The 21152-nt window shown below is 39.9% G+C and carries 20 protein-coding genes, 1 tRNA gene and 1 pseudogene; 8 read left to right on the forward strand and 14 right to left on the reverse strand.

Going from position 1 to position 21152, the window contains the following annotated elements; genetic code table 11:
• Nucleotides 1-61: 61 nt before the first annotated feature.
• Complete coding sequence (locus tag K2X50_00620; protein ID MBX9585737.1) at nt 62-2191, forward strand: hypothetical protein; 2130 nt, start codon at nt 62-64, stop codon at nt 2189-2191.
• Between the two features lie 11 nt (nt 2192-2202).
• On the opposite strand, the gene lysS is transcribed toward K2X50_00620, so the two are convergent.
• Both lysS and prfB read right to left on the reverse strand, forming a co-directional pair.
• On the reverse strand, nt 2203-3714 hold the full coding sequence (lysS, locus tag K2X50_00625) for a lysine--tRNA ligase (GenBank protein MBX9585738.1): 1512 nt from the start codon (nt 3712-3714) through the stop codon (nt 2203-2205).
• A 16-nt stretch (nt 3715-3730) separates the two neighbouring features.
• A protein-coding gene (gene prfB / locus K2X50_00630; GenBank protein ID MBX9585739.1) for a peptide chain release factor 2 occupies nt 3731-4829 on the reverse strand; the annotation gives its coding sequence in 2 pieces (ribosomal slippage) (nt 3731-4753 and nt 4755-4829; 1098 coding nt in all).
• 247 nt (nt 4830-5076) lie between these two features.
• Here prfB and K2X50_00635 point away from each other — a divergent pair.
• Complete coding sequence (locus K2X50_00635) at nt 5077-5685, forward strand: hypothetical protein (protein MBX9585740.1); 609 nt, start codon at nt 5077-5079, stop codon at nt 5683-5685.
• Between the two features lie 553 nt (nt 5686-6238).
• On the opposite strand, the gene K2X50_00640 is transcribed toward K2X50_00635, so the two are convergent.
• Complete coding sequence (locus K2X50_00640; GenBank protein MBX9585741.1) at nt 6239-6745, reverse strand: hypothetical protein; 507 nt, start codon at nt 6743-6745, stop codon at nt 6239-6241.
• Nucleotides 6746-6859: 114 nt separating this feature from the next.
• Complete coding sequence (locus tag K2X50_00645) at nt 6860-7180, reverse strand: hypothetical protein (GenBank protein MBX9585742.1); 321 nt, start codon at nt 7178-7180, stop codon at nt 6860-6862.
• Nucleotides 7181-7439: 259 nt separating this feature from the next.
• Between K2X50_00645 and K2X50_00650 the strand changes: the two genes are divergently transcribed.
• The 3 genes and pseudogenes from K2X50_00650 (at nt 7440) to K2X50_00660 (ending at nt 9898) form a co-directional block, all read left to right on the forward strand.
• Nucleotides 7440-8195 carry a thymidylate synthase gene (locus K2X50_00650; GenBank protein ID MBX9585743.1) on the forward strand — a complete coding sequence of 252 codons (756 nt, stop codon included), beginning with the start codon at nt 7440-7442 and terminating at the stop codon, nt 8193-8195.
• Nucleotides 8176-8538, forward strand: a complete 363-nt coding sequence (locus K2X50_00655) for a hypothetical protein (GenBank protein MBX9585744.1) — start codon at nt 8176-8178, stop codon at nt 8536-8538. The genes K2X50_00650 and K2X50_00655 overlap by 20 nt, the downstream gene beginning before the upstream one ends.
• 223 nt (nt 8539-8761) lie before the next feature.
• Nucleotides 8762-9898 (forward strand): annotated as a pseudogene (locus K2X50_00660) (PDDEXK nuclease domain-containing protein).
• A 150-nt stretch (nt 9899-10048) separates the two neighbouring features.
• On the opposite strand, the gene K2X50_00665 reads toward K2X50_00660, so the two are convergent.
• The 6 genes from K2X50_00665 to rpsP form a co-directional block, all read right to left on the reverse strand.
• Nucleotides 10049-10121: transfer RNA gene (locus tag K2X50_00665), tRNA-Lys, on the reverse strand.
• A gap of 244 nt (nt 10122-10365) precedes the next feature.
• A complete protein-coding gene (locus K2X50_00670) occupies nt 10366-11256 on the reverse strand; it encodes a hypothetical protein (GenBank protein ID MBX9585745.1) in 891 nt (296 codons plus the stop codon).
• Between the two features lie 12 nt (nt 11257-11268).
• Complete coding sequence (gene rplS / locus K2X50_00675; GenBank protein MBX9585746.1) at nt 11269-11688, reverse strand: 50S ribosomal protein L19; 420 nt, start codon at nt 11686-11688, stop codon at nt 11269-11271.
• Nucleotides 11663-12439, reverse strand: coding sequence for a tRNA (guanosine(37)-N1)-methyltransferase TrmD (gene trmD / locus K2X50_00680; protein ID MBX9585747.1), 777 nt, complete (start codon nt 12437-12439; stop codon nt 11663-11665). Before trmD ends, rplS begins: the two co-directional genes overlap by 26 nt.
• Nucleotides 12439-12936 (reverse strand): ribosome maturation factor RimM, encoded by a 498-nt coding sequence (gene rimM, locus K2X50_00685; protein ID MBX9585748.1) that lies wholly within the window; start codon nt 12934-12936, stop codon nt 12439-12441. The genes trmD and rimM overlap by 1 nt, the downstream gene beginning before the upstream one ends.
• 9 nt (nt 12937-12945) lie before the next feature.
• Entirely contained in the window at nt 12946-13401 is a 456-nt protein-coding gene (rpsP, locus tag K2X50_00690) for a 30S ribosomal protein S16 (GenBank protein MBX9585749.1), read from the reverse strand.
• Nucleotides 13402-13543: 142 nt separating this feature from the next.
• Here rpsP and K2X50_00695 point away from each other — a divergent pair, with 142 nt between their 5' ends.
• Nucleotides 13544-14359: a biofilm PGA synthesis protein PgaB gene (locus K2X50_00695; protein ID MBX9585750.1), complete on the forward strand. Its 816-nt coding sequence runs from the start codon at nt 13544-13546 to the stop codon at nt 14357-14359.
• Between the two features lie 267 nt (nt 14360-14626).
• Here K2X50_00695 and K2X50_00700 read toward each other — a convergent pair whose 3' ends face one another.
• The 3 genes from K2X50_00700 to ffh form a co-directional block, all read right to left on the reverse strand.
• Nucleotides 14627-14836, reverse strand: coding sequence for a hypothetical protein (locus K2X50_00700; GenBank protein ID MBX9585751.1), 210 nt, complete (start codon nt 14834-14836; stop codon nt 14627-14629).
• Nucleotides 14837-15633: 797 nt separating this feature from the next.
• Nucleotides 15634-16731, reverse strand: coding sequence for a hypothetical protein (locus K2X50_00705; GenBank protein MBX9585752.1), 1098 nt, complete (start codon nt 16729-16731; stop codon nt 15634-15636).
• A gap of 118 nt (nt 16732-16849) precedes the next feature.
• Nucleotides 16850-18196, reverse strand: a complete 1347-nt coding sequence (gene ffh / locus K2X50_00710; GenBank protein MBX9585753.1) for a signal recognition particle protein — start codon at nt 18194-18196, stop codon at nt 16850-16852.
• A 78-nt stretch (nt 18197-18274) separates the two neighbouring features.
• Here ffh and ccsA point away from each other — a divergent pair, with 78 nt between their 5' ends.
• Nucleotides 18275-18700, forward strand: coding sequence for a cytochrome c biogenesis protein CcsA (ccsA, locus tag K2X50_00715; GenBank protein MBX9585754.1), 426 nt, complete (start codon nt 18275-18277; stop codon nt 18698-18700).
• Between the two features lie 35 nt (nt 18701-18735).
• Complete coding sequence (locus K2X50_00720) at nt 18736-19992, forward strand: HlyC/CorC family transporter (GenBank protein ID MBX9585755.1); 1257 nt, start codon at nt 18736-18738, stop codon at nt 19990-19992.
• 21 nt (nt 19993-20013) lie between these two features.
• Here K2X50_00720 and K2X50_00725 read toward each other — a convergent pair whose 3' ends face one another.
• On the reverse strand, nt 20014-21144 hold the full coding sequence (locus K2X50_00725; GenBank protein ID MBX9585756.1) for a hypothetical protein: 1131 nt from the start codon (nt 21142-21144) through the stop codon (nt 20014-20016).
• Nucleotides 21145-21152: the final 8 nt, after the last annotated feature.

Here is a 21152-nt window from a genome sequence, read left to right on the forward strand (position 1 = left end):
CAGGCCATATTGGGCTAGATATGCTATAATTAAAAAGACTAATAGATGAGAAGGAGGGAGTATGGCTGACGATGATATTGTACGGAATGCCTCAGGTGCAAAGCAGGTAATATGGGATAAAAAAAAATCGATAAGAGAGAACATCGAGGACAATCTTAATTTGATTTCAGAGGGTGAGATATTACCCGCAGGATTTTCAAAAGGAACACGTTCATCTGCAGTAGAAGGATTGATGCAACTAAGACAGGCACTCAACGAACAGAAGGATGAGGTAAGATTTAATACTTATTCTCTCTCGGGTGATGACAGTGTGGTGCAAAAACTCTTAGATGATCTTCCGAGTCATTATAAGGGTTCTCCTTCATATTTATATGCCGTATTAGTGAGGGCCCAGCAAGAATATACTGAACAAGAAGAAAATAAAAAAAATTCAGCATCTTCAGCATATAGCTCAACCCAGGAAAAAATAGAAAAAGAAAGAAAAGAATTAGAAGATAAAATCGAAGTCCGTAAAAAAGAGTTTTCTGAGACTATATTGTCACTAAGAACGACAAATGATGAGACTGAAAGTCAGTTAACACAGTTGAAAAATGAAGATCTTCAATTAAATAAAGAAATAAGAAAAAAGGAAAGAGAAATATTGTCCGAAAAAAAAGACATTAGATTGTTGAATGGTGAAATGGGTAGGCTAGACAGCGCCATAAAAGTTGTTGAAAAAAATATCGCTTCAGGGCAAAAGCGTAATAAACAATATCAAGAGATGAAAGGTCTAAGTGGTTCTTCAGATACAAAACAGCTTAGGCAACATAGTCGTTCTTTCCGCGAAAAGTTTTCTAAAATGCTTGATGATCTCCTAAGCCGCACAAATGAACAGGTTGTTTCACTGTCGAGTCATTATACTAATACAGTAAGGCCGATGGTCGTTGAAGAAGACAAACGAAGTAAAAAATTACAACAAACCGCAACTGAAATGCAAAGACTAATAGGCTCTATTAAGGAACTACAAAAAAATAAGAGTGAGAAAAATGAGGGAGTTCGAACTGTAGCTCTTAATCGGAGTAGTCTCAGCACTAAATCAGTCATTCGAGAACCTGAACATGTGGCAGTCATCAGAAGAGTGTCGACTGCTGGAGATCCGAAGGAATTTGAATGGCATGATCATCTAAACGTTTGCACGAATATGGAGCGGTTACTGAATAACTATATCAATTCCCCAGGGCATTCTCCTGGAAGAGTCAAATCTGCTAAGGCCGTATTAGTAAAAGTGCGAGAGTTAGTAAATGGTGAAGTAGAAGATGCTGATCGTCAGCTATTAAATTATATTCGCGATCAAAATATTTCATCTCGTGGTTTTAATAAAGAAAAATCTTTACTTCATGCAATCTATCGCGAATCAGAAAGAGCCTACAGATCGTCCGTAGTTCAGGATAGAATGCGCATGGAACGAGATCAAGTGCGTCTGGAAAAGCAATGGGTAAAAACTAAAGAGAAGTTAGCACTAGAGATGGACGCACCTGATCCAGAACTGGACGCTGAAAGTCGGAGAAGTGAAGATTTATCTGAAAGGCATGATCGATTGAAAGGTAAAATTAGCCGCGATCGTTCTAGACTGGAAAAGCTAGAGAAAGAAAAAGAAAAGCTATCTGCAGAAAAAGAAGCATTACAACATGTGATAGTGGCACAGAAATTAGACCTAAAAGAGAAATCCGAAGCATTATTACGGGTTCGTAAAGATACTATTACTCTAGGTATGGAAGCTCATTCAAGCCATCAAATGGAAGACAGGCAAGTAGAGGAAAGATTTGTTCACGATCATGTCGCTGTAATTGATGCTGTAGGTGCAATGGATTTAAGAATAGAAGAGTTGCATGAGACCTCCGATCTAGAAGAAAAGAAAGTGCAGGAAATGAAAGCAGAGAGTGATGGGCAAGAATTGAGTGTTCGCGATGCTTTTCTCAGAATTGCAAGTAAGAATCGAGAGATGGGATATGTTCCAGAGAGAATTGCAACGGCTAGCGTAGATTCTTTGCTGGGCAGGGTGGCGCGTTTTGAAGAAAAACTCCGTACCGGAGAGGTTCAGTCTACTCCCGCATCAGAAGCAACAAAAAGTACGCCTCATGCGCCTCAAAAAGAAAGTGATCATGATGAGGTGGATCACCCAGAAGAGCGAAGTGGGCCTAAAAACAATTAGATCATTTCGAATTAAGAATTATCTTGTGGCCGCATATGCGGAAACAAAATCACATCTCGAATTGAGGGTGAGTCGGTAAAGAGCATCACCAACCGATCAATACCGATACCTTCACCTGCAGTAGGCGGTAAACCATACTCCAGTGCTTGAATATAATCTGCATCGTAAGGCATGGCTTCAAGATCGCCCGCTTGCATTTCGCGCACTTGTTGTTCAAAACGTTCGGCTTGATCTTCGGGGTCATTTAATTCTGAAAATCCATTAGCGACTTCTTGTCCTGCAACGTAAAATTCAAACCGATCTGTAATAAAAGGATTCGTATCATTTTTTCGTGCGAGCGGTGACACTTCAGTGGGGTATTCTGTAATAAATGTGGGTTGAATTAATTTTTTCTCGACGGTTTTGTCAAAAATTTCCAATTGAATTTTACCGAGGCCGTGATTTTCTTGAACAGAAATATCCAAACGGGCAGCGATTTTTTTAGCTGATTCATAATCCGTAATTTCAGCCAAAGAAATATCAGGATTATAACGCAATATTGCATCTTGCATTGTCAAACGTTCGAACGGTTTGTTGAGATCAAATTCATGACCTTGATAGCTCAAGGATGTTTTAGATAATATTTTTTGTGCGAGGGTACGTATCAAATTTTCAGTGAGGTCCATTAAATCAGAATAGACAGCGTAGGCTTGATAAAATTCCACCATCGTGAATTCAGGATTGTGTCGAGTTGATAAGCCTTCGTTTCTAAAGTTACGATTTAATTCAAATACTTTCTCAAATCCACCGACCACAAGCCGTTTTAAATATAATTCAGGTGCAATACGTAAGACCATATCCATGTCTAATGAATTATGGTGAGTATAAAAAGGCCGTGCTGCAGCGCCGCCTGCTTGAGTTTGCAACATAGGTGTCTCAACTTCAATATAACCTTGCGCCATTAGAAATTCACGTATACCGGCCACAACTTGTGAGCGAATTTCAAAAACACGTCGAGTGGGCAGATTCACCATCAAATCTAAATAGCGTTGTCTGTAACGTGTTTCGTGATCAGTGAGTCCGTGAAATTTATCAGGAAGAGGTCGTAGTGCTTTAGACAATAATGTAATGTGAGTCACTTTAAGCGTGAGCTCGTTCGTTTTGGTTTTAAATAATGTGCCTTCTGCGCCAACAATATCACCCAGGTCCCAATTTTTGAACGCATCGTAAGTTTCTTCAGAAACATCTTCACGGCGTAAATACAATTGTATTCGTGAACTCATGTCTTGTAATGTAATAAAGCTTGCTTTGCCCATAAGACGTCGAGTCATCATTCTACCAGCAATAGTCGCCTGTATATTTTGGCTTTCAAGAGCGTCGTGATCCAATTTTTCATATTGAGCGTGTAAATCACTCGCTAAATCTTTTCGTTTAAAAGTATTGGGGTAGGCGAGGCCTTGTTGGCGCCATTCTTTTAATTTTTGTTTGCGCTGTGCAATTAATTCATTTTCATCAACGATTGGTTCGATTTGTTCATCGGTCATTTCAATAGCGCTCATTTTACACCCCCTCTTTAAGGCTTGCTTCAATAAAAAAATCCAATTCGCCATCTAAAACGGCTTGCGTGTTTCGAGTCTCTACGCCAGTGCGTAAATCTTTCACACGCGAATCATCTAAAATATACGATCTAATTTGACTTCCCCATGTAATGTCGGCTTTGTTTTCTTCCATTTTTTGTTGGTCGGCTGTTTGTTTTTGCATTTCAAATTCGTACAATTTTGCGCGTAATTGTTTCATCGCTTGTGCACGGTTTTTGTGCTGTGAGCGGTCATTTTGACACTGTACCACGATTCCCGTCGGAATGTGAGTGATTCGAATCGCCGAATCCGTGGTATTCACGTGTTGTCCGCCTGCGCCACTCGAGCGATAAGTGTCCGTTCGGATATCGGCCGGATTAATGTCGATGTCTATATTGTCATCGATTTCCGGGGATACGAAAACCGAAGCAAAAGAGGTATGTCGACGATTTCCTGAATCAAAGGGTGATTTACGCACTAATCGATGTACGCCGATTTCAGTTCGAAGCCACCCGAAGGCATATTCACCTTCATAACGCACAGTGGCTGATTTGATACCAGCCACTTCACCAGGCATAACGTTCAGGATCTCAGTTTTAAAGCCTTTTTTGTCGCCCCAACGCAAATACATCCGCAGTAACATGTTTGCCCAGTCTTGCGCTTCTGTACCGCCTGAGCCAGATTGGATGTCCACATAGGCATTGTTAGGGTCCATTTTGTTGGTGAACATGCGTTGAAATTCGAGTCTATCAACCCTATGGCTGTATTTTTCCACGTCCTGGGTAATATCATTTAGGGCTTCTGTATCATTTTCGCTCACGGCGATTTCAACGAGCTCTTCGCAGTCAGCAAGTGCGGTTGTCAGTTCATGAAATTGATTGACGAGTTTTTCGAGATTAGTGCGTTCTCGACCTAGGTCTTGAGCGCGTTGTTGATCAGACCAAATTGTGGGGTCTTCTAGGGTGATGACGACTTCTTTGAGGCGCTCTTCTTTACTTTCAAGGTCAAAGATACCCCCGGAGCGTAGCGACGCGTTCACGAAGCTCGGAGATCGTGTGTTTAAGGGTGTTGATTTCTTCCATTGCAGTACTCGTTATAACCGTCTAAAAGGCTCAAAATACGTACAAATCAGCTAATTGTCAAATAATATGGGGTAAAGTGCGAGCAGTCAGTGCCCCCTTTCTTCCCATTTTCTTTTTTCCCCGTGTTAGATCATACACCTTAACGTTATGCGTACTTATTTTATTGGCAACTTGGAATTAGGCTATAAAGTGATTTGACTTGACTTTTGTAAGAAATAGTGCTACTTTTTATTACAAGGAGAACCCTATGTCTGTTCCTATTGCACTGAAGAAAAAAATTGCCCAAATGAGCGTTGGCGCTGTATTCTGCGCAAACGACTTTTTTGATTTAGCTAATAGAGGAACCATTGATGTGGTATTACACCGCCTCGCTAAATCAGGGGTTATTCGCAGGCTTGGTGTTGGTCTTTATGACAAGCCCCGGAAGAGCGCTCTCTTAGGAAACTTAACTCCCGATGTTGTACATATTATAAAAGCCTATGCGAGAAGAACTGGCCAAACGATTACTCTGGATCCAAATAGCGCTGCAAATGCTCTGGGCCTAACAACACAAGTTCCTGCTCAGATAGTATTTCTTACAGATGGAAAATCCCATGTCATCCAGGTTAGTGGGGTATCTATTAGACTCATTCACGCATCGCCTAAAAAACTAGCTGGGGCAAATACCTCTGTCGGTATAATAATCCAGGCATTACGTTATTATGGTGCAGATAAGATGCCGATACGGTATTTAAAAACTCTTGCAAATAGTTTATCTAGAAAAGATATTCATACTTTAAAGGCATTGCGAAATAAAACGCTGAGACAACTTACACCTCAAATTGATAAGGTATTATCTTATGCAGCAATTCACTAGTTTTTTTAATGGGGTCAGGCATGCAAGTTTGCATGTTTTGATTACTATCAGTGTATACTGCAAGAGGAATTGTTTATATTGTTCTTAAAGATGAAAAAAAGAATAATCTGATTTGTAGCTATACCATTGAGTGTTAGATTGCTGATTTAGATTGACTAAAGAATAGAAAATTCTAGTGGGTAGAATGCAGATATGCATGCTTGACCCCAAATTCCCCTCAGGTGGTTTCTTAGTTCTAAATCAACCCGGACATAATCCGGACATTCCGTGCTTTAGATATCATGATCCTAGAATGTCTTAGCCTGGATATTGTATGAATAATCGTAGTGAGAAGCGCTCTTGTCCGCTGTAGTAGGTTCTTTATGCAGTATTCTGGCTAGGCTTCAACAAGCTAGCTGATCGCTTGTTCGGTATTTTTGGTATGAGATGGGAGCATGGGTGCAATGTGGATTTATAGGCGGTAATCGAAACGCAGGAGGTGGCAATGCTGCTGATTCCCTATCATTGTTTTTTCTTCTCAATTGCGAGTTCTAGTTTTGGATCATGCGTTGTGTTAAATATTTGAGCGGCGTAGTGTGCGTAATTTCCAGCATCCTCGAACCGACAAAACTGAAGCACTCAATAGAGCAAGAAACATGAGTATCCATCCGACGTTTGTGTTTTGTACACCACTTACAATTGCCCCTACCTTAATAGCAAGTTCTAGAGAAAACCATATAGCGACGATGATTGATGCCCATAATGGTTGCCGTACCCAAATACGCCATGTAAGAAACGCGGCAAACATGATTGTAATAACAGCTGCAATTAGCAATGTAGTTGGCCCCGGATTGCCAAATGTATCTTTGCCGGTTCCGTAGATAAAGGCGACTTGGATAACATAACTTAACGTGATATAAATACCTACGACAACTCCAGATTTAGCTGCGTCGAGAGCTTCTTTTTCTCCGTCAAGCTTCTGGAATGGGTTCCAGTTTTTACTTTTTTTTACAGTTTTTACCTCATTGGTGTTAATGTTTTCGCTCAACCCTTGATTTTTGCCCGCTCCACTTTTTTTCATTGTCAAATCTCCATATCTCCAACGTTAAACTATGTAACAATTCCAAAATTATCACCTTAATGAAATAATTTGGTGATAATTATTAATTGGGAAAATATTTTATTTTTTCCCAACTTATGAATAGTATCCACCTATTGTGATCAATAAAAATAAGTTTAAGAAAACCCAAACTGTAATAAATGAAAAAGTTTGTTTATCCTTACCTAATTTTCTTCTAATTATGGTGGAGATAAAATTATAAATAACGGCCAAAATAATTGAGCCAAAGAAAGGAACTATTGCTCCTCCGAGAATTACAAATATAGTTGAAGTATTAAAATTTCTAGTTAGTTCAAGTATCCCACCTTCAGGGCGAGCTGTGCTCAGAATACCCATTATAATCGAAACGAAAAAGATCAAGAAAAGATTTAGTGAATTAGCTTGTTTTACATTCATAACATAGTCCTTAACTTGATTTTAAGTTACCCAACCTTGCTAAAAAATATTTTAGTAAGTCTTTTGCACCACGCAGCTCTACCTTCGAATCTAGTTCGTTAGCGTAGAAATTTCGTGATTTATTTAACACTTTGTCTCTGACAAGTATAGCACATCTTTGAGGTTGTCAAGAACGTTGGAATTCGATTAGATGAAAACTGATAATCACTCGTTTATGCTATAATAAAAACAACCGTATTGACGATATAGGGGGTGTGGTATGCATAAGATTATTGAAACAGATAATTTTAATGACGGTTATAAAAAGCTCGTTAATGAGGTAATTAATAAAGGTAGTTTTGTAATTTCAAGAGGCGCTGCGACTTTGGAGCTCGTTAATTACACTATTGTTCTAACGAACATCGAAAAGTGTCGATTAGATTTTACTCGAACTGAAGGATATGATAGGCAGAAGAAATATGATGATTATGCAAAAAATGAAATTGAATGGTATGAATCTGGATGTCTCGTTGCATCACATGCTCCGTCTAAAAAGTGGAAAAATATAGCTAATCTTGATGGTGTAATACAATCAAATTATGGGTATATAATTCTCAAGAAAAAACTTCCATATTCAAATCCATTTATTACGTCATACAATAATGTGCTGAGATTGCTGAAAGCAGACAAATTTTCAAGACAAGCTATTCTTCACTATAACTTGCCTGAAAATTATGACTCTGATACTCAAGATATCCCATGTACAGTCTCAGTTCAGGTTTTGATCCGAGATGGTAAAATTCATTTTATTGTTTTTCAGAGATCTTCAGATTTATTCTATGGATTACCATATGATATCCTTTGGCATTGTCATTTAATGAAGAAAATGATTTTGGATTTGCATTCTGATGAGATTCAAGTTGAGCCTGGATCAATTAGTATTGTGATGGGTAGTGTGCACATTTATAATAAAGATGTAGATTGGTTTAAGTCTAAATTTCTAATGGACAGAGATTATGAAGCTGATAAAAAATAAAATATATACTAGCCAATATCTTAAAGATATGTACGGCGGAAACTTTAGATGCTCTATGCCGCTTGTCAATGGAATAGTTGAGTATTGTAAGTTTGATCCTAAAATAAATCTGAATTTTCCCGCTGAGGCATGGATAGAAGTTGGGCCTCTCAGGAGAAAATCAGCGGTATCACTTTTAAGAAGTAAAATTAAAATACCAATATTTGAAAAAATATCTACAAATCAATGGAAATTCATTGGTAAGGCGAGAATCTCTGATGGTACAACTAATGAAGCTTTAAAGTATATAAATAAAAATCCGCCACGTGAAGAAGTGCAATTTATTCTAAAGTTTTCAATTTAAATAGAATTTTTTTAAGAAAAATAGGCTAGCTCTCTATTGGTGATTTTATCTTTTGGCTTCTTGACAGTGTGTTTTGCAACAGCTCATCATGATGAATTATTCTGCACCAAAGTTATGATATTGAATTTAGTGAATCGCTACTAGTATTCCAGACCTTCTGATTATCGTGTTAAATTGGCAGTCGAAATTCGCAATATCAATATCCACGATTTCAGGAGGGGTAATGGAAGAAAATACGACTATTCCTGCTAGCTACGCTGACGTGCATAATAGCATTGTTAAACTTATTGAAGCGGCTCGTTATACAGCCGCACGCAATGTGAATGCACTGATGACTGCCAGTTATTGGGAGATTGGTCGATATATTGTTGAGTTTGAGCAAAAGGGTGAAGAACGCGCGTTTTATGGGGCCGAACTGATTAAGGGTCTTTCAATTGATCTCACAGCACGTTTCGGGCGAGGTTTTTCTCAACGTAACCTTGAGCAAATGAGGCTTTTTTATCAATGCTGGCCATTTCCGCAGACATTGTCTGCGGAATCTTCCGCCTATCCTAGTGGCAGTGAGTCGCTAAGCTTTTCTGGTACAACTGATCTCATGGCATTGGGTAGTCGTTTTCCCCTGCCTTGGTCAGCCTATGTTCGTCTTCTCTCTGTAAAGAATTCTGCGGGCAGGAATTTTTATGAAACTGAAGCCGTACATTGCGGGTGGTCTGTCCGTCAACTAGATAGACAAATAAATAGCCAGCTCTATGAATGAATAGTGCTCTCAAAAAACAAGGTCTCTATGTTGTCTCAAAATGAACAGGCGCACTCAGAAGACACCATGACCTTCGAGGAAGTTATTAGAGATCCTTTTATCCTCGAGTTTCTTAATCTGAAAGACCAATATTCCGAATCTGACTTAGAAGAAGCATTAATAGAAAATCTTGCAGATTTTTTACTGGAGTTAGGAGATGATTTTGCATTTGTAGGCCGTCAACGTCGTTTACGGTTAGATGATAAATGGTTTCGTATTGACTTATTGTTTTTCCATCGTCAACTTAAATGCCTTCTGATCATCGATCTAAAAATCGGTAAGTTCAGCTACGAAGATGCAGGTCAGATGCATCTCTACCTTAACTATGCTCGTGAGCACTGGATAAAACCTGGTGAAAATCCTCCTGTCGGTCTGATTCTTTGCACAAACAAAGGAAAGGCAGAGGCACATTACGCATTAGATAATTTGCCTAATAAGGTATTGGCAGCTGAATACCAAACAGTTCTTCCAAATGAGAGTTTACTGGTGAAGGAATTAGAACGATCAAGAAGGAACTTGGAACACAGACAATTAAGTTCAGGGAGAACTTTAAAAAAAGCTTAAGATGTAGAAACATGCAATATCTAGGATAGGCTTAAGAATAAGGAAGACTGACATATTTTTTCTGAATATTGTATTCGGAGTGTAGGGAAACATTATAGTTCACGTTGTGAGAATATGAAGTGGATGGCTTGAAATCACGATGATATTTTGTGGGCCGTGTGCGAATCGAACGCACGACCAAAGGATTAAAAGTCCTCTGCTCTACCGGCTGAGCTAACGGCCCAAAGCGGGTTAATATACCGCATCTGGGGGAAATATCAACTGTCACAGGTGGACTCAGTAGTATATTTCCACAGAAAGACTAATTCGCTAAAGTAGCCAAATCGGGTTTAAAGATGCAAATTTGGCGATTTATGGTCAATAAAGTAGCCAAATCTGCATTTTTTACTGACATTTGGCTGGTTATCGGGGGTAAAGTAGCCAAATCTGCCTCGGTGATATTCATTTGAGATTGAAGGAATTTATTTTTAGAGCTCAGAATCCTGGTCGAATTCATTGGTAAAATTGGTTGATAGAGGTACCGCTGTGCCGTCTATTGTGACCGTTTTTTCATCTGAGGGGTCTTGTTTTAATACTGCGAGTAGTAGCGTTGTGTTATTAGGTAGAGTGATGGAGTTGACGATATTTCCAATCAATTGTTGATGATTGTCAAAGATTTCTGCGTTGGGAGAAAAATTTTGTGCTGTTGTCGTTGATGCCCAAAATAAACCACCTTTTTGTTTTCCAAGGTATTGTGTGCGTGCGACGATTTCCTGACCTAAATAACAGCCCTTTGTAAAGCTGACAGCGTTGAGTCTAATTAACCCTAATTTGTGTGCAGTGAATTCCCCAGACGTGGTTACGGTTAAATTAGGGATTCCTGCAAGAATATTGTGAGCTTCCCAATTTTCTGCAGAGTGTGGTGGGGTAGGTGATTCTCTATTGTGTTTTAAAATTTCCCAGCGCGGCTGTGCGCCAGGAATTCTGATAATTGTTTGCCCATTTTGTGTGATCACTTCATCGATATTTTCAGGAAAATGCCCAGATTGCTTTTCCATTACGCCAATATGAGCAGAAAATGGATTGGCTTTATCAAGCGTCACGCGAGAAAAAACAGCGTATTTACCGAGAATTTTTGCGGTTTTATCAACTAAATTTTTATTGAGAATGAGATGGTATTTATTGTCGATTTGAATAATGCGAAATACAGCAATGACTCGGCCTTTGATATCGCAATAAGCGCCGAGTCTAGATTGAGTAGGTGTAATTTCGTCGAGATTACAGGTGAGCTGACCTTGCAGAAACTTTTTTGCTTCATCACCTGTGACAGTGATGATGCCATAATCTGAAAGATCAAAAAACTCTTTACTGTAAAGCATTCGATGAAATATTTATTCGGTTTCTTTTGCTTCTTTAACTTTGGCTTCTTTAGGCGATTTATCTTTAGGTTCTGCCTTCACGCCTGAAAGTTTTTCTTTGATTCTTGCTTTCTTACCAGAGAGATCACGTAGGTAGTAAATTTTCGCGCGACGTACATCACCGCGACGAACTAAAGTGATACTTTCAATTTGTGGGCTGTAGAGTTGGAATGCTCGTTCAACACCTTCACCATGAGAAATTTTTCGAACGGTAAATGCGGAATTCATGCCACGATTACGTCGAGCAATAACTACACCTTCGTAAGCCTGTACACGTGTGCGAGTACCTTCTTTAACGAAGACGTTAACGATAACAGTATCGCCTGTTTTGAATGCTGGATGCTTTTTATCGCCTATTTGTTCAGCTTCAATTGCGTGAATTAATTTCTTCATTGTCAGTACCTCTTTTAGCCTCAACTTCCTCAATAAATTCAGCCAATAACTGTTGTTCGGCTGGCGTAAGCTGGCGTTTTGCCAGTAAATCCGGTCGGCGCAACCAGGTGCGGCCAAGGGATTGTTTCAATCGCCATTGATGTATAGCGAAATGATCCCCCTTCAATAACATATCTGGTACTTGGAGTCCAGCAATTTCTTCGGGTCGAGTGTAATGGGGATAGTCCAAAAGCCCTTCGGCAAAGGAGTCTTCGGCGGCTGAGTCCTCATGTCCGAGTACGCCTGGGATTAATCGAGCAATGGAATCAATCACAGCCATGGCAGGAATCTCACCGCCAGAAAGGACATAATCACCGATCGACCACTCTTCATCAATCGCGGTTTCAATAATTCTTTCGTCAATTCCTTCATAGCGACCTGCCACTAAAATAAGATGCTCTAGATCGACGCTTTCTTTTGCTTTATCTGAAGAAAAGGGTTCGCCTTGAGGACTTAAATAGACTACTTTAGATTTTCCATGATGAGAATTTCGGACATGACTAATTGCTGCGATTAGCGGCTCTACCTTCATCACCATGCCTGGACCGCCTCCGTAGGGTCTGTCATCTACGGTGTGATGTTTATCGGTTGTGAATTCGCGTAATTGCCAATGTTTGAGGGTGAGGAGATTTTTGTCTACGGCGCGTTGTGGGATTCCAAAAGTTAGTGCTGCAAACATATCCGGAAAAACGCTGATGGTACTGATATGAATCAATCGAGCGGTTCCCAATCAACAGTGATTTGATTGGCTTCTAAATCAACTTTGAGTACGGTCTCTTTTGTATAAGGCACTAAATGTTCTGTAGCACCTTTAACCACCAAAACGTCATTGGCGCCTGTTTCAAGGATTTCGATGACCTCGCCGAGTGATGCCCCTTTTTGGTCAACGACATTTAAGCCTATAAGCTGAGACCAATAAAATTCTTCGGACTCTAATTTTGGGAGAGCTTCGATGGGAACGGCGATTTCTTCATTTGTGTGAAGTTTTGCGATATCACGATCATCCCAGCCCTGGATATGAACAATGATGCTATGATCATTGGCTTTGTTCGATGTGATCGTTAAAGGTTGCCATGAGCCTTTTTTCAAGGTGAGCCAGGGTTGATAATTGAGGATATTGGATGGAGGTTCGGTGAATGAGATGACATAAATGTCACCTCGAACCCCATGTGCTCGGCCGAATCGGCCTACTACAACTTGTTTTGACATCGAAGAGGCTTATTTGCCTGATTCGGTGTCTGATGATGTGGTCTCAGAAGTAGCGGCTTTGATTTCTTCTGCTTTAGGTGCTTCTGCGGCTGTTTCAGCTGGTTTGCTTTCAGATTTTGCAGGTGTCGCTTCTGGAGCTTTCTTAGCTGCAGCAGGAGCTTTTGCAGGTTTCTTTGATTTGCCAAGGCCTTGTTCAGCAGCGCCGACAGACTTGATTTTTCCGCTTGTGAACGCTTTTATAAGGTGAGCTACACGATCGGATGGCTGTGCGCCTTTTTGAGTCCAATACTCAATGCGGTCTACTTGAAGAAGTAATGGTATTTCTTTACCGGTAGCGATCGGGTTATAGTACCCTAAACGCTCAATATAGCGTCCGTCACGTGCTCTACGGCTATCTGCCGCCACGATGTGATAGAAAGGTCGCTTCTTCGCGCCGCCGCGAGTTAATCGTATTACTACTGCCATTGCTGTCCTCTTATAATGCTAGCAAACGCGTGATTGTATAGGGTTTCTTGGTCCTTGTGAAGGGGTAAGCCCAACTAAATTCATGCATTATACGGGCGAGAGGGGTAGAATAGAACGCTTATGTGGTTTGAAGGGGTACTTAATGAGAATTCTCTTAACAATGGTTTTTTGTATAATCAGCTGCACTACGTTTGCTAACATTCACAATACTATCTATGTTTATTCTGACCACGGCGTTAGTTCTGAATCCTTGACTCATACATTACATACGCTGCACGGACTTTTTGATTCGAAATATTCTATTAAAAAACTTAAAGCGCAGGATGTCATGCGCGGTGATTGGCGCAAAAATGCAGCGCTATTTATTATGCCTGGTGGTGCAGATCTTCCGTATGTTAAAGCACTTAATGGAAAAGGAAATCAACAAATCAGAGATTATGTTGAGCGAGGTGGGAAATATTTAGGAATTTGTGCGGGTGGGTATTACGCTAGTCGTGAAGTTCAATTTGCAGTAGGGACGCCACTCGAAGTTGTTGGGCCGCGTGAATTAGCATTTTTTCCCGGTGTTGCAAAAGGTCCTGCATTAGCGCCATATTATTATCACAGCAATCGAGGTGCGCGTGCGGCGCGAATTAAAATCTCAAATGATAAACTGCAACATGCAACGGTTTTTTTTAATGGAGGTGGAGAATTTATTCCAGATCAAAATCAAAAAAATTTCGACGTTATTGCGCGTTACGAAGATTTACCTCAGCACCCTGCTGCTATTGTTAAAATAAAAATAGGATCGGGGACTGCAATTTTGACTGGTGTTCATTTCGAATATGATCCCGCTCTTTTAGATTCATCAGATGCATATCTATCGCCGATTATTTCAGCATTAAATAAACATCAACGAGAGCGCATGGAGCTGCTGAAGAAAATATTTGGAGACGGAATCGGAATACTTACTTCTTAACAGCGGCTCGCGTCTTGAGTCCTGAAGACTTTAGAGGATTTCACAATAATTCGTGATTAATTTGTATGAGTCTACAACACCTGGTGCGACTTTGGGAATTCTGAATCTACTTTTAACGACACTGATGTAACAGTTTACACGCCAGCGACAAAAGAGATAAAATCCCAAGTCCGATAAGTGCGATTCAAATTTTAGGGTCAAGCACTAACCTAGGCGTGAAGTCACAGGTTTTAATCACTTCACGCAATGCAATACTCATCTAAGATGCTAAAGGCTTCCGATAATCATAAATAGAATCCCCACGCCAATGAGCACACCACCTGCGGTGGGTGAAAGATAAACAGATTTTTTCAGACTTGCTGTTACTTTCAGATCACCTACCTGTGCAATTTTTTCATCTTTCTTATAGGTAAACCCGTGGTAAGCTATAATCAAAGCGCCTGCTACAATTGCAATGATTCCGAGTGTGATAAACATATTCAATCTCCTTGTGTAAAATTTACTAAAAAACAGAGCGATAAGAGAAACTATCAGTAGTGCTAAGAAAATAAAGGAAATAATTTTTGCTATAACTGAGGTACCAATTCTTAATCACAATATCAAGCCTAGCATAATTTAGTGCCTCCTATTGTCGGAGAATATAAGCTCGTATTGCAATTATAGCACATTTTGACGATTTAAGACGCGACATCGTTGCATTTGATATTAAATTGATGATTACTCTACCGTAGGTAGTTTGAAATAAAATAAACCACAATTAATATGCTTACAGGAACTCCAAGCAACCACGCAAGAATATATCTATTACGAACCCCAGCCAAATAAGCGATAATGTATTTCTTCATTGCACTCTCCCTAATGTACGAATTTACATTATAAATTATTCTTACTGAAATGTCACTCTAAAAGAAAAAGAGATTAGGTCTAGGATTGGTATCTGCTTAAGGTAGAAAAAGTAGCAATCGCGGGCTCGATACCTTTTACCTAATATCATAAAAATTCTTAGCATCTTGAAGCAGAATATCGAATTTCTCAAAGCCATTCATTTTGTAGAAAGACCAAATATTTCTCGATACTAAATAGCTGTGCCGAGTAGATAAAAAGGTGCTATCCATATAAAAACAATGCATAGAAGTAGCAGCGAAATATGTTTCATCATTGCCAGTAGTGCTATAGCGATGCCAGGAAGAATGATCGCCAAAAGCATAATGAGGATAAACAGAGGTATGTGAAAAAAATCATTAGAAGAAGCTAGCAATCTTAGACTTGACCCTTTAGTTAAATGATACTCGGCGCACTTTGCCTTTATTTTCATCACTTGCATTGATATTAGGTGTCTCAAGAATGCAATCGCGAGGATCTCTCGCTCGTTTGTTTGTCTCTGGATCAACTAAACACACTTTGGGGTCGGAGCGCTTTTTAGCTAAAAAGAATCGAGGCGCAGCTGCTGGCCGAGGTGTGCTTTGACTACGATCAAGTGGAAAATCATCGCCAAAAAGTTTCTTTCTCATCAACTTTGTTTTAGTGGCAACAGGAATTAACGAAATTTCGTTCCAATTAGCAGAGAACGCACGATCAATTTCACAAAGTGTTGATATATTGGATTTTAAAAACGTCAACAATGGTAATTGCGCTGGTGCGGTCAATAAAGTAAAGAGATCACTACTGCTATATTCTCTAACTAATAATTTTACAGCACGTAAATATTCAGGTTTAACGCCTCGCGTTACTGTACTGAGATTATAACTAAATTGACTCAGTTGCTGTTTAACCTCAGGGTTTGAATTAATCCAGCTGTGAAAGCATTGACGTATTTTTTGAGCCTTATCGGAATCTGCGACAGGCTGCAGGGGTTTTGTATTTTCGGCCAGAAGAAGTAAGCGCCGTATACTAAAAAATTGTGCAATCATATCACCACTATTAGCGGCGCAAGCTAATAATTGTTCAGCATACGTTTTCGTATAGCGTTCTATCCCAATGATTTTTTTTACTACTTGATGCATTTTATCGGTTATCGAAAATAAAGGTGATTTGTTATTGAGTAAACGATAGATCAATAATGCTTGTTCACGTTGACAAACGGCTTTGATTTCTGGGTTGTCAGTGTAATGAATTGCTAATGACAACATATCCCAGGTTTTTTTTATTAACCCTAGAACATGCAGATCAAGTTGATATTGCTGTTGACGTTCTTGAATTTCATCTATCGGGTCGTCACCAAACTTTCCTAAAACAGGAGTTGCAGGCGCTTCTTGTTCAAAAACGGGATAGATTAATTGTACGGCGGCATTAAGTAATTGTTCAGGATTAGTCTGATCAATTAAATCACTTTCTTCCATAAGTTGACGAATCGTTTCTGCTTCCAATCTCATAAGCCTCTCCTTGATTGTCGTATCTAGTACGTATCAAACAATATTGCTTCAATAAAGTCAATCTAAGGCTAGAGAAGGAGAGGGGGGGTAAATCTAAGACTTGACCCCATACCCGTCGTTAACGAGGAGGCATCATGCCCTGCATGCGTCGCATCATTTGAGACATGCCACCGCCTTTAAGTTTTTTCATCATTCTTTGCATTTCCATGTGCTTTTTGAGGAGGCGATTGATGTCGGGAACTTCGGTGCCGGAGCCTTGGGCGATTCGGCGTTTGTGAGAACCTTTGATGATAGCGGGGAAGCGTCGCTCTTTCTTGGTCATGGAGTTAATTATGGCTTCCATTTTGATGAAGGTTTTATCATCGATGGCACTTTTGGCCGCATTCACGTTGGCCATGCCAGGTAATTTAGCGAGGAGTGAGGTGATGCCGCCCATTTTTCGCATTTCTCGAAGCTGGTTGGCGAAATCTTCAAGGTCAAAGCCGTGGCCTTTTTTAATTTTCTTGGCGACTTTCTCCACTTCTTTTTGATCAATTTTACGATGAGCTTCTTCGACGAGCGAGAGAATATCGCCCATACCGAGGATACGGGAGGCGATTCGATCGGGATGGAAGGCTTCAAGCGCATCTATTTTTTCACCGATACCAATGAATTTGATTGGTTTGCCCGTAATGCTACGTACGGATAGTGCAGCACCGCCACGTGAGTCACCGTCCGTCTTGGTTAGAATGATTCCGGTTAGAGGTAAGGCATCATTGAAGGCTTTGGCAGTATTGGCCGCATCTTGCCCGGTCATACTGTCAACAACAAATAAAGTTTCAACAGGTTTAGCCGCTGCATGGATAGCCTTAATTTCGGCCATCATTTCAGCGTCGATGTGAAGTCGACCAGCGGTATCGATGATAACGACATCGGCAGCACTGCGTTTGGCTTCGGCTATGGCATTTTGAGCGATTGTGACAGGGTTTTGATCGCTGGAGCTAGGGAAGTAGAGGGCGCCGATACTTTCGGCCAGTGTTTTTAATTGTTCGATAGCGGCAGGTCTGTAAATGTCTGCACTGGTCAACAGCACTTTCTTTTGATGGTGGTCTTTGAGGAGTTTGGCTAGTTTTGCCGCCGTTGTGGTTTTACCAGAGCCTTGTAGTCCCGCCATCAGTATGACCGCAGGAGGTGTGGCTGCAAGGTTCAGAGACGCATTCATTTGGCCCATTACATCGACCAGCTCGTCATACACAATTTTAACCAGCAGATCACCCGGCTTAAGGCTTTCGAGTACGTCTTGACCCAGAGCTTTACCTCGAACGTCATCAATGAAACGAGTCACAACGGGTAAAGCGACGTCGGCATCTATGAGCGCTTTACGGACCTCGTCAAGGGTCTCTTGGATATTGGCTTCAGTCAGACGGCCACGGCCGGTGAGGTTTTTAATCGTCTTATTCAAACGTGAGGATAAGCTTTCAAACATAAATTGGGTTCCGTATCTCGAGTAATCAAGTTATACTATATCATTCGAATAGTGGTGACAATCCTGAGTGGAGAGGCTATGCCTACTGGGCTTTTGCATATTTTTTTAGCGGTCCTGACAACAGCTGTTTTTGCCTTTGCTGGAGTACAAGCGCTATTGCTTGCTCTGCAAGATCGTCAACTACATCAAAAAATGCAGATCAATTGGCTTGATAAATTACCTCCTTTAGAAAGAATGGAGGCATTATTATTTCAAATGATTTGGGGCGGATTTTTACTGCTGACAGCATTACTGATCAGTAGTATTTATTATTATCATGATTCCGTTTGGTCCCATTTTTTTTCTAAGACAATTTTAGCCTGCGTATCCTGGATTATTTTTGTCATTTTAATTTTAGGGCGAAAACTTTTAGGGTGGCGCGGAAGAAAAGCCCTATATTGTACCGCGATGGGTATCGGGCTAGTTTTATTGTTATATTTCGGCGCTTATTTATCTCGATTCTGAGGTTCAGTTTTTAATTTATATGGAAATTCTCATTGATGTTTTGGTATTTCGTTATCTTAGTTATATTATTGCTATTAGCAGCATTTTTTTCAGCAGCAGAAACCAGCATGATGTCAATTAATCGTTATCGATTAAGACACCGAGCTGTTGCCGGAGACATAGTTGCCCAGCGCGTTTTTAATTTGTTAAAAAGGCCGGATCGTTTATTGGGCGTGATACTGATAGGCGCTACATTTACGAACGTATTTATTTCTTCCATCGCTGCAGTGATAGCCGTGAGTTATTTTGGTGATATCGGCGTTGCTGTTGGTGGCGTGATCATTGCATTTATTATTTTGATTTACGGTGAAGTTATGCCTAAAACGTTGGCGGCACTTCGTCCTGAATTTGTTTCATACCGACTCTCATTACTGTTGAAATGCTTGTTAACAGCACTTTATCCTTTTGTTTGGGGAGCGAATACAATTGCCAATGCGACCTTAGGATTATTTAATATTACAGTCAAAGGTAAACCCATTGAAAATTTAACGCACGAAGAATTACGTACATTAATTGGGGAAGCTATAGGAAAATCTGCGCACGATTATCAAGGAATGCTGTTGGGGATTCTGGATTTAGGTGATGTGACCGTTGAAGATATTATGGTGCCTCGTAGCGAAATTGTAGGCATTGACTTAGAACAACCGTGGGAAGTGATTCTCAAGCAATTAGAATCGAGTGAGCATACACGATTGGTTTTGTATAAAGACTCTATCGATAATTCATTAGGGCTTTTGCACGTGCGCAAAGCGCTTCATTTATTTGCAAAAGAAACGATCAATGTAGAAACATTAACGCAAGTTGCAGAAGAAATTTATTTTATCCCAGAAGCAACGCCACTGATTAATTTATTAGTGAGCTTTAGAAAGCAAAAATGTCGCATTGGATTAGTGGTTGATGAATACGGCGATATTTTAGGATTGGCAACACTTGAAGATATTTTAGAAGAAATTGTTGGGGAATTTACAACGGATTTTGCTAAGACGATTCCTGACGTTTGGCCACAAAAAGATGGCAGTTTCATTATTGATGGTAGTGCGAGTATTCGTGAATTAAATCGAAGTTTTGGTTGGAGCTTGCCTGTTGAAGGTCCTAAAACAATCAGCGGACTTATAGTAGAGCAATTAGAATTTATTCCAGAAACTTGTTTGTGTTTGCGAATTGCAGGCTATCCCATTGAAGTGATCAAAATCGAATCGAATATGATAGATCAGGTGCGGATATTGCCTGAGCTCTATAGAAAGCCCGATTAATAAATAATTCGTGTGGCGAAGTTATTTTTTTCCGGGTGGTTCAGGGGCTTGTCTTCCTTTTATGCTTAAAGCTTGCTGGCATTGTTTTTCTAATTTTGTTAGTTCTGCGCTGATAACTGACGTAGATTCGGGTTTGTTTAAAATGCCGCTCTCTTCTAAGAATTGCTCGTATTTATTAATCTTGTCCAATAGCTTTTCATTCCCTTCTGCAGCTACTTTCATTTTGTCAATTCGTTCTTGGAATTCTTCCTTTTTTACTTCGAGAGTGTGTCTTCTAAACATTGGGGGTTCATTTGCTTCCTGCAAGACTTGTGCAAATAAATCAGAATCATGGTCGCTTAGTGTATAATCATGAGCATAGGTTGAGTCCCGTCTTTCATTTGATTGGCTAGACACACGCTCATTTCTTAGTCCATGTTGATCTGACGGACTGTTTATTTGCATTGCTACCTTGGCAAGCGTACCAGCAAACATTCGGTTTGCGACAGCTAGTTGCTCTAAGCTCATATTGTTTTCATTTTGGATGATTTTTTTTCCTAGGCTGATCTTACTTTCTAATACATTTAGATGCTGAGTTTTAGCTGTATTTTTGAGTTTTTCTAGTTCGGCAAGCATAGTGTTAATGCCAGATATTAAGTCAATGCGTTGACGTTTTTCTTTTCTTTCGATTAATACTTGGCTGAGGTTCTCATCATGTTTCGATTTTTTGGGTGTTCGTTTTAAACTAATAGGAAAACTGCGTTTCTTTGTGGTCTCCTTTGCCTTTTCTACTGGTGTGCTATCGTCAGAGGCCTCGATTTTTTTTCCTTTAATTAGAATGTCATCTAAATGATCATGGATAAAACCACTTTTTGGGGATGTTACCTCTTTTGCTTTTGCGCCGGTACCGCTAATGAATGCTATGGCGTCATCAAGGTCTGATCTAGTGAATCCATTCTCTTTTTCAAATTTGATATATAAATTCGTATTTGAACCGTCATTTTCTATTTTTCCTTGGACAATGATTCTCACCCCTTTCTCTGTTGTTATGCTTTGCTGATAATTTCCACTAGCCCATCTCCAGTCTTTTCTAAATTTATCACTTAAAGTCATTGGGCCATTTTCCAGGTTAATTACTAAAAGATTCGTTGCATTTTTTCTGGATTTACGCATTTAATTAC

Source organism: Gammaproteobacteria bacterium (genome assembly GCA_019748175.1).
GTDB lineage: Bacteria > Pseudomonadota > Gammaproteobacteria > JAIEPX01 > JAIEPX01 > JAIEPX01.